Genomic DNA, 13,227 nt, shown 5'->3' on the forward strand with positions numbered 1-13,227 from the left:
TTAAGTTATGTTATCACCGATAAATCTATCTTTAGAACAACAGTTCAATCTCCGCTCTTTTGAAGCTCAAGTTCAACAAATGAGTCATGAACAAGCTCAAGAGTTTTTGATTACACTTTACGAGCAAATGATTGTTCGAGAAAATATGTATAAAGAGTTTATTAAACATCAATGGGGATTAGACTCTATCTTGGAACAACCATAAATTAAATTACTGATTGTCCACTGAGGAAACCTCCTTCTCTTGCCATTTTCTGAATTAGAAACTAGCTGGGGATGTTGGGGTGAATCGGAATTATTAGTTAAAAATTCTCAACGAAGAAAACTTTTTTTTGATAGGGTTAAGGGAAAAGGTAATTTTCCTGGTTATGTTTAATAGTTGTCTAATCTGTACTGATTTTAATGATGGTTTGCATCGCCTCGTTAAGTTCGTTCCCGATTTAGCTCAGAGCGGTTTAAAAAGAATTGTTTTTTTTCATAGTGTGCCTTTGTGGGAAGAAGGGGAAGTACCCCGTATAGACAAAGAAAAAATTCAAGCAGCTAAACAAAGATTATCCGAAGCATTAGAGCAAGTTCCCGAAGGAATAGAAGTTAAAATTGAAGTAGTTTCAGGAAAACCATTAGACACTATTCCCAAAATTTTAGAGGCTAATTCAATCGACGTAATTCTTACAGGTACACCGATTCGGAGTTTACTACAAGAAAAATTTTTTGGTAGTACTAGCGTTGGTTTGGCAAAACAAACTGCTCAACCACTAATGATCATTCGTCCTCAACTGATTAGTACTTATACTGAAGAAGAGTTATCTTTACGGTGTCAGCATTTGTGGCGATATCTGCTTATTCCCTACAATGATGGTCCTTCAGCGCATTATTTGCTTGAGCAAATCAAACATTATGCTCAAAATCGTCCTGAAAAGTCTTTTCAAAAATGCTTGCTGATTTGGGTGATTGATGACAGTACTAGACAAGGAATGTTGGCTAAATATCGTGTTGAAGAAGCACAACAAAAGTTAAAAACTGTTAAAGCTCAATTAGAAGAGTTAGGGATAGAAGTACATACTGAAGTAAAAGTAGGAAATCCTCTTCAACAAATACTCGAAACGGCTTTAGTTTTTGATCTTAGCGCGATCGCGGTTGCTACTGACTATCGTAATACTCTTTTACAATGGACTGTTCCTAGTTTGGCTAATGATGTTTTGCGACGTAGTTGGTTTCCTGTGCTGCTATTTTCGCCTAAAAATTAATTTAGGCTATTTTTCACGTTAATCAAATACAGTCAAAATCTTGGTATTAATGTTGATGGTTGATTATTCATCCTTCATCATTCATAACTGGTGTAGAGACGTGTCGCCGACACGTCTCTACTGCTAACTGAAATGACTGGCGCAGGAACAAAGAGCAATTTATGAGATGATGAAACAATAAATCTAGCACCAAAAATATCAAGACAAACTTAATTATGGCAGAAATTCAATTTTCTAGAGGTGTAACAGAAGAAGTTATTCCTGATATTCGCGTTACTCGTTCTCGTACTGGTAATAGCGGTACAGCTACTTTTTATTTTGAATTCCCTAAAATTTTGAGTCAAGAAAGTACTGATGAAGTAACTGGAATGTACTTAGTTGACGAAGAAGGAGAGATTGTTACTAGAGAAGTTAAAGGAAAATTTGTTAATGGCAAACCTACAGCAATTGAAGCTGTTTTAATTATGAAATCTGCCGAAGAATGGGAACGTTTTATTCGTTTTATGGATAGATATGCAGAAGAACACGATTTAGGTTTAACTAAATCATAGTTGAGATTTGGGGATTGTTTATTGTTAGCAACAATGAACTTTTTCCCCTGTATTAAATATATATATTATTAATTTTAAAATTGCTAGTTATCAGCAAATAATTACCCAAAATAAATGATAAATAACTAGATATGAATTCTACTCCTCATCCAGATAAAGATTTTTGGGAAATTGCTGGTGCGGTGATTACTATCAGCGATACTCGTACCATTGAAACCGATCACAGTGGGCAAATTATTCAGCAACTTTTGCTTGATTCTGGTTATCAGGTGGCAGCATATCAAATTGTTAAAGATGAACCAGAACAAATTATTACTCAATTAATTCAATTGAGCGGTCGCGATGATTTAGATGTTTTAATTTTTAATGGCGGAACAGGAATTGCACCTAGAGATACTACCTATGATGCGATCGCGACTCGTTTGGAAAAGACTTTACCAGGATTTGGAGAGTTGTTTCGTTGGTTGAGTTATCAAGAAATTGGTTCAAGAGCGATCGCGTCACGAGCAATTGCAGGAGTTTATCATCAAAAGCTGATTTTTTCGCTGCCTGGTTCTTCTAATGCGGTTCGACTGGCTATGTCGCAGTTGATTTTGCCTGAGTTATCTCACTTGATCAAACAATTGCAAGGCAAATCATAAAATAACCTTTCGATACAGTTTATGTTTGGGTTTTATTTTTAGAATAAGCAAAAATTTAATTTGATCAATGGTAAATTTAAACCCCAGTGCCAGCTATAGTTTAACTGTTCAACTTGAAATTCCTAATCGTCCAGGGGCTTTGGCTTCTGTGATGAGTGCGATCGCTTCAGTGGGAGGAAGTTTAGGAGATATTTCTCTTCTGCAACGTAACTTAAAATATACTCAACGGGAATTAAGTATCGATGCTTCTAGTAGTGAACACGCAGATAAAATTATTACCGCCATTGAAGCTTTACCGAGTGTCAAGGTAATTAGTTATTGCGATCGCACTTTTGCGATTCATCAAGGGGGAAAAATTTCGATGGTGAGTAAATTGCCCCTCAAGTCACAATCAGATTTGGCAATGGCTTACACTCCTGGAGTTGGTAGGATTTGTCGAGCGATCGCAGATGAGCCTGAACAAGTTTATTCTTTAACGATTAAAGGTAATACAGTTGCGGTGGTAACTGATGGTAGTGCCGTTTTAGGATTAGGAAATTTAGGGCCCCAAGCTGCCTTACCTGTAATGGAAGGAAAAGCTTTACTCTTTAAAGAATTTGCCAAGATTGACGCTTTTCCCATCTGTTTGGCTACTCAAGATACAGAAAAGATTATTGAAGCAGTTAAAAATATTGCTCCTGTATTTGGTGGCATTAATTTAGAAGATATTGCTGCGCCTCGTTGTTTTGAAATCGAACAAAGATTAAGAAAAGAATTAGATATTCCTGTCTTCCACGACGATCAACACGGTACAGCGATTGTTAGTTTAGCAGCATTGTATAACGCCTTAAAATTAGTCGGAAAAACCCTTGAAGAAATTAAGATTGTCATTAATGGTGCAGGGGCTGCTGGAATTGCGATCGCTAATTTATTTAAAAAAGCCGGAGCAACTACAATTTGGCTTTGTGATTCCAAAGGTATTCTTTCTCAACAAAGAAACGATCTTAGTGAAGAAAAAAAAGTCTTTGCCGTATCTACTAGTGGTACTTTAGCCGATGCGATGCATGATGCCGATGTTTTCCTTGGTGTTAGTGCGCCTGGAGTGGTAACACCAGAAATGGTTCATACAATGGCATCCCAACCAATTGTAATGGCAATGGCCAATCCAATTCCTGAAATCCAACCAGAATTAATTTATGATGACGTGGCTGTCATGGCAACAGGAAGAAGTGATTATCCCAATCAAATTAATAATGTTTTAGCTTTTCCTGGAGTATTTCGGGGTGCATTAGATTGCCGAGCTTCAGGTATTACGATTAATATGTATCTGGAAGCAGCAAAAGCGATCGCGGCTTTAATTAATTCGGAAGATTTAGACCGAGAACATATTATTCCCTCTGTCTTTGATCCTAGAGTTGCCGATGCTGTAGCTAGTGCTGTCAGACAAGCAGCCCTACAAGATGGAGTTGCCCGTAAATAGGGAACTTTCCAGGGGGAATTGTCGACCATTAAATCCACAATCTCCCAAGAATTATGGATGATATTCCAGAAGCAATTCGAGAAAAAGTAGATAAACAAAAGTCTACCACCATACCTTTAAATCTAATTTTAGCTGGAATCTTTAGTTTAGGCGTGACTGCCTTACTAATGAGTTTTTTCTTATCACGTTCTAGCGTCGAAGTTGAGAGCAAAATACCAAGTTCTCCGACTCCTCCACCCTCAGTATCAGCACCACCAGCTAAACCCAAACCTTCTCCCCAACCAGCTTCTGAAAAGATAGAAAATGTACTTGGACATTTACCTTATCAGGAAATTTCCCCTGATCAACTCAGTTCCATTACTGCCGATGGCAAAATTCGTCTCGAACAAAAAGCAGCCGAAAAATTTATCGAAATGCAAGCAGCAGCAGCAGCAGAAGGAATTAGTTTAACACCTATTTCTGGTTATCGTTCTATTTCCGAGCAAGATTACTTGTTTTTTGGGGTCAAAGCCGAAAGAAGTCAAAATACTAGCAAAAGAGCAGAAGTTAGTGCGCCTCCTGGTTACAGCGAACACCACACTGGTTATGCGGTCGACATCGGTGATGGTAAAGTACCTGCAACTCACGTCAGTCCTGACTTTGAAAACACGGCTGCCTTTAAATGGTTACAAAATAATGCGGGTCGCTATAGTTATGAGTTATCTTTTCCTCGTAACAATCCTCAAGGAATTAGTTACGAACCTTGGCATTGGCGTTACGTTGGCGATCGCAAAAGTTTAGAAACTTTTTACAAAGCTCGTAACCTCAAGCAGCCTAATAATTAATTATTAATTTGACTCTTAAATGTATGACAGCAATTGAAGAATTCAAAGCCAAAATTAAAGCTGGAGAAGTTTTTGATGCCCTAACTCTAGCAATGAGTGAAGCAATTGAGTTAAAAATTACTACTTGGGTATCTTCTTCAACGATGGATTTTCCCGAAGATGAACCCCAACCCGGTTATCGTTTACGTACCAGCATTAATTTGGTAGATGGCAAAGTTGAAAACGAAATTGGTAGTGAATTTATCGGCAATTCCGATTATGAAGCAATTCAACAATTACATCTAGAACAAGTCAAACAAGGACGAGAAATTTTACTTAAAAATCTTGAAAGTCTGCAAAAGATGTTTGTGGTTCTCACGGAAACTTTATCAGAATTACCCAAAACTTCATTTCCGCGATTACAATCGAAACCAGCAGCTTTATCGTCTTCTCAGACCGAATAAGATCAAAATTAATTTATGTAAGGGTTTGGCATTGCCAAACTTTTACTGAAAATCATTAATTAGGAGAATTTTTATGGCAGCCAGTGCAGAATTTAAACAAGCTCTAAGAGCGGGACAACTAACTGAAGCTTTTGTGATCGCGATGAGCAAAACTCCAGAATTAGAAATTACTACCTGGATTGCCTCTCCCAATCAAACTCAGTCTACTTCAACTCAACCCCAACCAGGACATCGTTTACGTACCCAAATTAATTTAGTTGCTGGAGAAATCAAAAACGAAATCGGCGATCGCTTTATTCATAATGACGCTGATCAACAAGTTCATCAATTTCATCTCGATCAAGTATCGAGGGGTCATCAAACTATTAAACAAAATTTACTCAGTCTACAACAGATGTTTCGTTTGATGGCAGTTTTACAAAACTATCAACAGAGTGGAGAATACCGCGAATTAAATTGGTCACCTGAAGCTCAATCGCCTCAAAATGTTCATGACCAAATTTCCCAGTCAATGTCTATTGATTCTAATTCTGTTCAATTAAATTCAGCTTCTACTATTAATCAACTTGAAGTTGAGGAACAATTAAATCGCGATCGCTATTCTACTACTTTTATCAGTGCCGAAGAAGATGATGATGAAACTAATTTATTATCTTTAGAGGATTTAGAAGCAGAGCCTGAAGATCAAGCTATCAGACAATCAGTAGAAGAAGAATGGGGAGAATGGTTACAAGAAGAGGATGATGATTCAGCAATGGCAGCAGATATTTTAGATATTGACTCTTTAGAATTAAATGAAGCTGCTCGTTGGGATGAACTTGATAACACCGAATTTTTACCCAATACTTCAGCTAGATTTTTTGACAAAAATAAGCCAAATTCCAATCATCCTTAGTAATAGCAGTTTAATAAATCGAGAACTATACTTGAAAGAATTAAAATTTTTATACTAAAGCTGTGAGCGCAAACAAATATTCAACAGCTATTGAGCAAAATAACGATCGAGGTAAACCTCCTCACTCAAAATTTCAACAGTGGCTCAACTCTTTAACAGATTCATTAGGAGAAGTTACTGCTCTAGAAATTAATACCACTTTTGTTGAAGAAATTACCAAAGAACAATTTATTCCTTGGCAAGTTTATCAAGAAATATATCTCATTTCTCGGCAACAGCTTCAACAGATTCAGATTCATTCTGATTTATGCGATCGCTATTTACAACTTCGTCGTCAGTTAGAATTAGCCTACACTTTACTTTTAATCGATCCTGCTTCTGAGTTTTATGACTCAGAACAAGAAGCTCAAGCCAAACAAAATTTAACTATTCTTAGTCAATCTAATTCTGAATGGGAACGTCTTCCTACTCAACTTCCCGAGCCGATTCCCGATCCTACTAAGCAAACAACTGTTTCGGTTTTTAATCTTTTAGATAATTATTATTTTTTACGAACTCTACGCCAGCTAGCAACTGTTAAACAAAGTTTAGATCAACAAAATCAACTTTTAAATCTTAAAAACAATAACTCTCCTGCAATTTATGCTCAGACTAAAATTCAGTTAGATGGGAAAATTTTTAATTGTTATTCTCAAGCTATTTTGACTCATCCTCATCAATCACAAATTTTAAATCTGCATCAAAATAGTATTTTTTGGGGTGAAAAACAATGGTCTTCACTTTTTAAAACTATTATTAATTTGATTGCTAAAAAAAAGAAAATATAGCGAGTTTATATTTTTAGAGATACAGTTCATTTCCTTAATTTTTGTTAATTGTTAATTGATGTACAGACGTAGCACCGCGTAGTCTCTACTGGTAACTGATAATAGTATGAAATCAGATTCGTGGATTCACATTGAAAAAATTCAAGTTAGTCGTCAGCAAAATTTACCTAACCGCGTTTGTTTTCAATTTAATGAAAATTTGCTGAGAGAAATACAATTATGGCAAGAAACCAATCGCAAGTTTCAGTTTGCTTCGGAAATTTTAACTGATTTTCGTTCCTATGTTTTACTAAATCATCAAAATAATTTTTCTGTTGAACTAAACTTTTGTTCTTTTTATCAACAAGACGAAGAAAAAACTGCCGTTATTCAAAGCACAATTTCTTTAGATGGAAAAATTGTTCAACAAATTCGCCATGATTACTTGCAAGAGTTTCAATTACTCCAACGAATTATCAATGCTCATTATTGGGTGATTGAACAAATGTTAAATCAACTCAAACTAAAATCATCAAGTAAACGCACAGGGTTGGCTTCTAAAAGTCGCAAGAAACAAACCTCTCAGTTCGCACGTCACCTTGCTCAAGAGAGCCAATTGTTGTCTTGGGGTTTATCTTTAGGTTTAACAATAATTGTAGTTTTAATGTTAATTGTAGCTTCAATTAATTTACCAGTTATTTTAATAATCACTGTTTTATTTGCTCTTTTAGCCCAAGTAGTTATTAAAAATTTTTTATTATCTAATAGCTCTGATTTAGCTTTACAAAAACTATTAAGTAAGAGATTTTTATCATCAACTAAAATAAAAAAGATTAAGTTTAATTATTTGAACAAATTAAAATAAATTTTATCTTTCAAAATTAAGTAGAGAGCCTTCCTGAATTATCTCTATCTTTTGATAGACTAATTAAGAATTAATATAGTAGTTACCGCAATTATTGGATGAGGTTATCCACACTAGGAAAATCAGAGCAATTTGTCAAAATAAAAGCAGGTTTTAATTAGGAAGAAACAATGAAATTTTCTCTTACCTCTCTTTACAACTGGTATCGTAACGCAATCCGCAACCCTAAATATCGCTGGTGGATCATTCTTGGTACTTTAATTTATTTAATCAGTCCTATTGATATTTCACCTGATTTTATTCCTATTGCAGGTCAAATTGATGACTTTATGCTCGCGACTTTATTAGTAACAGAACTATCTCAATTATTCTTAGATAAATTTAAATCTAATAAACAAGACATTGGAGTATCTCAAGAAAATGTTGGCCAAGATGTGATCGATGTAGAAGTCGAACCAGTTTCCACCCAAAAAAGCTAAATTTTAGCCTCGGTGTAACCAGTGTTTTTTGTCGATCTATGCATAGATTTTTCTAGTTTTTTTTTGGGATTGATTACAATCTCAGCAATTAAAATTATTCTTAAAGAAATTAACTGTGGGGGATAGAAAATTTTCCTCCGTATATTCAACCATAGTGTTGACTATTTTGGCTGCTTAAGATAAATTTTAATGTCTCTCTTAAATTACCTAGCCATAATGCTCGCCAATATGGTTAAACTAGTCCATAATTTGCGGTTAAATCCAAAAAACAATGTAAACTAAATCTTACTTACGAATGAGGACGTAAGATGGAACTAGAATATCCTGAAGACTTAAAATACTTGGACACTCACGAATATATTCGTTTAGAAGGAGAGATTGCTACTATTGGAGTGAGTGCTTTTGCGATCGATCAATTAGGTGACTTGGTTTTTCTCGAACTGCCAGAGGTGGGAGATGCTTTAGAAGTAGGAGAAAGCTTTGGTAGTATCGAATCTGTTAAAGCAGTGGAGGATTTGTATCCCCCCGTGTCTGGAACAGTAATAGAAAGAAATGAAGCTATGATCGAATCTCCAGAGTTAATTGCTGATGATCCTTATGGAGAAGGTTGGTTAATCAAAATTAGGGTAGAAAATCCTGATGATGATATACCCGATGCTTTATCTGCAAGCGAATATCGCGCTCAAGTAGAAGGAAACGATTAAATCAATCCTCCCTCAACTAATTTTTGGAAAAATATCTGAAAATTTTTTATTTCCTATTCTAAAAAAATTTGCTAAGGTTTGTAACAACATACCTAATTAAACATTAAGTGGTAGCGTCAAGAACCAAATTCTCGATGCGCCACTATTTTTCTAATTAAACAGACTCCTATGCTTGATTTTGATATTAACTACCATCAAACAACTATTAATAATTCGACTGATAATTTAACACAAGCAAAATTAAAGCTCACTGATAATTTTATTGCTAGACACATCGGTCCTAATTCTACAGAAATCGCGCAGATGCTCGCGGTATTAGGATACAAAAATTTAGATGAACTAATTGATCGCACTGTCCCAAGCGCTATTCGTCTGCAAGAATCATTGAATTTACCTGAAGCGAAAAGTGAAACTCAAGCTTTAGCTTGCTTGGGTGCGATCGCGTCTCAGAATAAAATTTATCGTTCGTTTATGGGGATGGGATATTACAACTGTATCACCCCACCAGTGATTCAACGCAACATTTTAGAAAATCCTGGTTGGTACACAGCTTATACTCCCTATCAAGCAGAAATTGCCCAAGGCAGACTTGAAGCGTTACTCAATTTCCAAACCATGATTATTGAGTTGACTGGGTTAGAAATTGCGAATGCCTCTTTATTAGATGAAGGTACGGCAGCAGCCGAAGCGATGAGTATGAGTTATGGTTTGTGTAAAACTAAAGCTAATGCTTTTTTCGTATCTGATGCTTGTCATCCCCAAACTATTGAAGTTGTTAAAACGAGAGCTTTACCTTTAGGAATAGAAATAATTGTCGGCGATCATCGTACCTTTGATTTCGCCACGCCTATTTTTGGCGCATTAGTTCAGTATCCTGCCACAGACGGTACTATTTACGATTATCGTGAGTTTATTAAACAAGCACACACAGCCAAAGCTTTAGTCACTGTGGCAGCAGACTTACTCAGTCTTGCTCTATTAACTCCCCCTGGAGAATTTGGAGCAGATATTGCGGTAGGAAATAGTCAACGATTTGGTGTACCATTAGGTTATGGTGGTCCTCATGCAGCTTATTTTGCTACCAAAGAAGAATATAAACGGCAAATTCCTGGAAGAATTGTTGGAGTATCTAAAGACGTTCATGGCAAACCAGCTTTAAGGTTAGCCTTACAAACCAGAGAACAACATATTCGTAGAGATAAAGCAACCAGTAATATTTGTACTGCTCAAGTTTTACTTGCCGTAATCGCTTCGATGTACGCGGTTTATCATGGGGCAGAAGGAATTAAAAAGATTGCTACCAGAGTCCATCAATTGACTGTGATTTTGGCAGCAGGAATCAAACAACTGGGATATTCAATTGCTTCCGAATCTTTCTTCGATACTTTAAAAATAGAAGCAAGTAATGCCGAAGCGATCGCCATTGTAGCAGAAACAGAAGGAATTAATTTAAGATTATTAAGCGGTCGCGCTTTAGGAATTTCTCTTGATGAGACTACTACTTTAGATGATTTAATTGCCCTCTGGCATATTTTTGCAGGAAAAAACAAATTACCTTTTACCGTTGAAGAATTAACGAGCGATTCTTCTTTACCAGAATCATTATTACGTACTAGCGACTATCTGAGCGATCCAGTCTTTAACCGTTATCATTCGGAAACAGAATTACTGCGTTATCTTCATCAATTAGAAACCAAGGATTTATCCCTAACTACTTCCATGATTCCCTTGGGTTCTTGTACGATGAAACTTAATGCTACAGCAGAAATGCTCCCCGTCACTTGGCAAGAATTTGGAAATATTCATCCGTTTGCGCCCCTTTCCCAAACTCAAGGTTATCAAAAGCTTTTTGCTGATTTAGAAGCATGGCTGGCAGAAATTACAGGTTTTGCAGGAGTTTCCTTACAACCAAACGCTGGTTCTCAAGGAGAATACGCTGGACTACAAGTAATTCGTCAATATCATCAAGACAGAGGGGACGAACATCGTAATATTTGTTTAATTCCCGAATCTGCTCATGGTACAAATCCGGCCAGTGCGGTAATGTGTGGCATGAAAGTAGTTGCGGTAAAATGCGATCGCGAAGGTAATATCGATCTTGAAGATTTACAAATTAAAGCAGCCAAACACAGCGACAACCTAGCTGCAATTATGGTAACTTATCCATCTACTCATGGGGTATTTGAACAAGAAATTACCGAAATTTGCGCAATTATCCATCAATATGGTGGACAAGTTTATATGGACGGGGCAAATATGAATGCCCAAGTTGGTTTGTGTCGTCCAGGGGATTTTGGCGCAGATGTTTGTCACCTCAATTTACACAAAACTTTCTGTATTCCTCATGGTGGAGGAGGTCCAGGCATGGGACCAATCGGGGTAGCTGCTCATTTAATTCCCTATCTTCCCGCTACTTCTCTCTCTTTTGAAGATTCTAAATCAATTGGTTTAATTTCTGCTGCGCCTTGGGGTAGTGCTAGCATCTTGACTATTTCTTGGATGTATATTGCCATGATGGGGGCAAAAGGATTAACCGAAGCTACCAAAGTAGCCATTCTTAACGCCAATTACATCGCTAAACGTCTCGAAGCTTACTATCCAGTTTTATTTACAGGGAAATTCGGTTTAGTCGCCCATGAATGTATTATTGATTTGCGTCCTCTCAAAAAGCAAGCTGGTATAGAAGTTGAAGATGTTGCTAAACGGTTAATGGACTATGGTTTCCATGCACCCACTGTATCATGGCCAGTAATCGGGACAGTAATGATCGAACCAACTGAAAGCGAATCAAAAGAAGAATTAGATCGTTTTTGTGATGCCATGATTGCTATATATCACGAAGCAGACGCGATCGCAAATGGTCAGATCGATTCTGTGGATAATCCTCTCAAAAATGCCCCCCATACGGCTGAATCATTAATTTGTGGTGAATGGAAACATCCCTATTCTCGCGAACAAGCAGCTTATCCAGCACCTTGGACAAAAGAACACAAATTTTGGCCTGTGGTAGGCAGAATTGACAATGCCTACGGCGATCGCAATTTAGTTTGTTCTTGTGAAGGTATGGACGCTTATCAATAGTTATCAGTTATCAGTTACCAGTAGGGGCGCAGGGCAATGCGCCCTTAAAAAGTTGAGTGCTATTAAATTAAAATACTGGTTTTTGTTGATATGAGGAATGAACAATTAACAATGAACAATCAACAACAAGAACTATTAGAAATTGCTCAACAATATTTACAGCAAGAAATCGCCCCAAAAGCCAATCAAATCGACCGCCAGTCAGATAAACTGCGAGTAGCATTACAAGGTTTAGGAAAACGAAATCTTTTGGCTCTCAGAGTACCAGAAAATTTAGGCGGTGCTGGTTTTAGTGAAATTGAATATCGACAGTTTCAAATTGCGATCGCATCAACTTCTGGTGCGTTGGCTTTTTTACAAACTCAGCATCAAAGCGCGGGTTCTTTTTTAGTCGCTAGTGAAAACCAATTTCTTCAGCAACAATATTTACCTCAAATGAGTAAGGGAAAAATCTTAATTGGAGTTGGTTTTTCTCAGTTACGTCGACGTGGTAAACCTATGATGCAAGCGAGGGAAGTTGAAGGTGGCTATTTGCTTGATGGTGAAGTTCCTTGGATCACAGGCTTTGATTTTTTTGATCAATTTATCATTGGTGCAGCTTTACCCGATGGTAGAGAACTTTATGGACTACTTCCGCTACAAACTCAAACACAGGATACTTCAGGAACAATTCTTCTAAGTCAACCAATGGAATTAATTGCCACAACTGCTACTAATACAGTTAGTGGAAAGATCAAGCAATGGTTTTTACCTGATCAACAAGTAGTTTCAATTAAACCACCAAATTCAATTCATGAAGGTAGCAAAAAAAATATTTTGCATCACGGCTTTTTTGCCATGGGATGTGCCTATGCAGCCTTAAATCTACTCAAACAAATTTATCAAAAAAAACAACTTGCTTTTTTAGAACAATCTTGGCAACAGCTTGATCGAGAATTAACTATCTGTAAAAAGAAAACTTTTCAAGTTATTACTCAATCTAATTCTTCAGATCAAGAAAAACTGCAACTCCGTGCTTGGGCAATTAATTTAGCCGGGCGTTGTAGTCAAGCAGCCATTATTGCTACTAGTGGTGCAGCTAACTACTTGAACAGTTCGGCGGGAAGAATTTATCGAGAAGCTCTATTATTTAGTGTTTCTGGACAAACTACTGATGTCATGGCAGAAAGTCTCAAACAATTGCTATAAATAACTCTAGCAGATAAAAACCGTGAAAAGTTTGCCCACCATCT

The 13,227-nt window shown here is 36.8% G+C and carries 15 protein-coding genes; all 15 read left to right on the forward strand.

Annotation, left to right across the window (positions count from 1 at the left end):
* Nucleotides 1-7: 7 nt before the first annotated feature.
* The 15 genes from STA7437_RS19415 to STA7437_RS19480 all read left to right on the forward strand — a co-directional run bounded on the left by STA7437_RS19415 (nt 8) and on the right by STA7437_RS19480 (nt 13,183).
* On the forward strand, nt 8-205 hold the full coding sequence (locus tag STA7437_RS19415) for an NblA/ycf18 family protein (protein ID WP_015195088.1): 198 nt from the start codon (nt 8-10) through the stop codon (nt 203-205).
* A 39-nt stretch (nt 206-244) separates the two neighbouring features.
* A complete protein-coding gene (locus STA7437_RS27470) occupies nt 245-376 on the forward strand; it encodes a hypothetical protein (RefSeq protein ID WP_281169235.1) in 132 nt (43 codons plus the stop codon).
* Complete coding sequence (locus tag STA7437_RS19420; protein ID WP_015195089.1) at nt 369-1,247, forward strand: universal stress protein; 879 nt, start codon at nt 369-371, stop codon at nt 1,245-1,247. The genes STA7437_RS27470 and STA7437_RS19420 overlap by 8 nt, the downstream gene beginning before the upstream one ends.
* A gap of 215 nt (nt 1,248-1,462) precedes the next feature.
* On the forward strand, nt 1,463-1,798 hold the full coding sequence (psb28, locus tag STA7437_RS19425) for a photosystem II reaction center protein Psb28 (RefSeq protein WP_015195090.1): 336 nt from the start codon (nt 1,463-1,465) through the stop codon (nt 1,796-1,798).
* Between the two features lie 131 nt (nt 1,799-1,929).
* Nucleotides 1,930-2,439 carry a MogA/MoaB family molybdenum cofactor biosynthesis protein gene (locus STA7437_RS19430; protein WP_015195091.1) on the forward strand — a complete coding sequence of 170 codons (510 nt, stop codon included), beginning with the start codon at nt 1,930-1,932 and terminating at the stop codon, nt 2,437-2,439.
* Between the two features lie 67 nt (nt 2,440-2,506).
* Nucleotides 2,507-3,898, forward strand: coding sequence for an NAD-dependent malic enzyme (locus tag STA7437_RS19435; protein WP_015195092.1), 1,392 nt, complete (start codon nt 2,507-2,509; stop codon nt 3,896-3,898).
* 53 nt (nt 3,899-3,951) lie between these two features.
* Nucleotides 3,952-4,722: a M15 family metallopeptidase gene (locus STA7437_RS19440; protein ID WP_015195093.1), complete on the forward strand. Its 771-nt coding sequence runs from the start codon at nt 3,952-3,954 to the stop codon at nt 4,720-4,722.
* Between the two features lie 23 nt (nt 4,723-4,745).
* The gene (locus STA7437_RS19445) at nt 4,746-5,165 is read left to right on the forward strand and encodes a hypothetical protein (protein WP_015195094.1); all 420 of its coding nucleotides are present in this window, start codon (nt 4,746-4,748) and stop codon (nt 5,163-5,165) included.
* Nucleotides 5,166-5,238: 73 nt separating this feature from the next.
* A complete protein-coding gene (locus STA7437_RS25070) occupies nt 5,239-6,060 on the forward strand; it encodes a hypothetical protein (RefSeq protein WP_015195095.1) in 822 nt (273 codons plus the stop codon).
* 62 nt (nt 6,061-6,122) lie between these two features.
* Nucleotides 6,123-6,887 carry a hypothetical protein gene (locus STA7437_RS19455; RefSeq protein WP_015195096.1) on the forward strand — a complete coding sequence of 255 codons (765 nt, stop codon included), beginning with the start codon at nt 6,123-6,125 and terminating at the stop codon, nt 6,885-6,887.
* A 106-nt stretch (nt 6,888-6,993) separates the two neighbouring features.
* Entirely contained in the window at nt 6,994-7,731 is a 738-nt protein-coding gene (locus STA7437_RS19460; protein ID WP_015195097.1) for a hypothetical protein, read from the forward strand.
* A 170-nt stretch (nt 7,732-7,901) separates the two neighbouring features.
* The gene (locus STA7437_RS19465; RefSeq protein ID WP_015195098.1) at nt 7,902-8,210 is read left to right on the forward strand and encodes a YkvA family protein; all 309 of its coding nucleotides are present in this window, start codon (nt 7,902-7,904) and stop codon (nt 8,208-8,210) included.
* 308 nt (nt 8,211-8,518) lie between these two features.
* The gene (gcvH, locus tag STA7437_RS19470; RefSeq protein WP_015195099.1) at nt 8,519-8,914 is read left to right on the forward strand and encodes a glycine cleavage system protein GcvH; all 396 of its coding nucleotides are present in this window, start codon (nt 8,519-8,521) and stop codon (nt 8,912-8,914) included.
* Nucleotides 8,915-9,082: 168 nt separating this feature from the next.
* Nucleotides 9,083-11,995 (forward strand): aminomethyl-transferring glycine dehydrogenase, encoded by a 2,913-nt coding sequence (gene gcvP / locus STA7437_RS19475; RefSeq protein WP_015195100.1) that lies wholly within the window; start codon nt 9,083-9,085, stop codon nt 11,993-11,995.
* A 111-nt stretch (nt 11,996-12,106) separates the two neighbouring features.
* Nucleotides 12,107-13,183: an acyl-CoA dehydrogenase family protein gene (locus tag STA7437_RS19480; protein ID WP_216087065.1), complete on the forward strand. Its 1,077-nt coding sequence runs from the start codon at nt 12,107-12,109 to the stop codon at nt 13,181-13,183.
* Nucleotides 13,184-13,227 lie beyond the last annotated feature (44 nt).

Origin of the sequence: Stanieria cyanosphaera PCC 7437, assembly GCF_000317575.1 — a bacterium.
Lineage (GTDB): Bacteria > Cyanobacteriota > Cyanobacteriia > Cyanobacteriales > Xenococcaceae > Stanieria > Stanieria cyanosphaera.

Excerpts from the sequence above, each read along its gene's own strand:
- STA7437_RS19415 (WP_015195088.1), top strand. The coding sequence starts at position 8 with ATGTTATCACCGATAAATCTATCTTTAGAACAACAGTTCAATCTCCGC.
- STA7437_RS19420 (WP_015195089.1), top strand. The coding sequence starts at position 369 with ATGTTTAATAGTTGTCTAATCTGTACTGATTTTAATGATGGTTTGCAT.
- psb28 (WP_015195090.1), top strand. The coding sequence starts at position 1,463 with ATGGCAGAAATTCAATTTTCTAGAGGTGTAACAGAAGAAGTTATTCCT.
- STA7437_RS19430 (WP_015195091.1), top strand. The coding sequence starts at position 1,930 with ATGAATTCTACTCCTCATCCAGATAAAGATTTTTGGGAAATTGCTGGT.
- STA7437_RS19435 (WP_015195092.1), top strand. The coding sequence starts at position 2,507 with ATGGTAAATTTAAACCCCAGTGCCAGCTATAGTTTAACTGTTCAACTT.
- STA7437_RS19440 (WP_015195093.1), top strand. The coding sequence starts at position 3,952 with ATGGATGATATTCCAGAAGCAATTCGAGAAAAAGTAGATAAACAAAAG.
- STA7437_RS19445 (WP_015195094.1), top strand. The coding sequence starts at position 4,746 with ATGACAGCAATTGAAGAATTCAAAGCCAAAATTAAAGCTGGAGAAGTT.
- STA7437_RS25070 (WP_015195095.1), top strand. The coding sequence starts at position 5,239 with ATGGCAGCCAGTGCAGAATTTAAACAAGCTCTAAGAGCGGGACAACTA.
- STA7437_RS19460 (WP_015195097.1), top strand. The coding sequence starts at position 6,994 with ATGAAATCAGATTCGTGGATTCACATTGAAAAAATTCAAGTTAGTCGT.
- STA7437_RS19465 (WP_015195098.1), top strand. The coding sequence starts at position 7,902 with ATGAAATTTTCTCTTACCTCTCTTTACAACTGGTATCGTAACGCAATC.
- gcvH (WP_015195099.1), top strand. The coding sequence starts at position 8,519 with ATGGAACTAGAATATCCTGAAGACTTAAAATACTTGGACACTCACGAA.
- gcvP (WP_015195100.1), top strand. The coding sequence starts at position 9,083 with ATGCTTGATTTTGATATTAACTACCATCAAACAACTATTAATAATTCG.
- STA7437_RS19480 (WP_216087065.1), top strand. The coding sequence starts at position 12,107 with ATGAACAATCAACAACAAGAACTATTAGAAATTGCTCAACAATATTTA.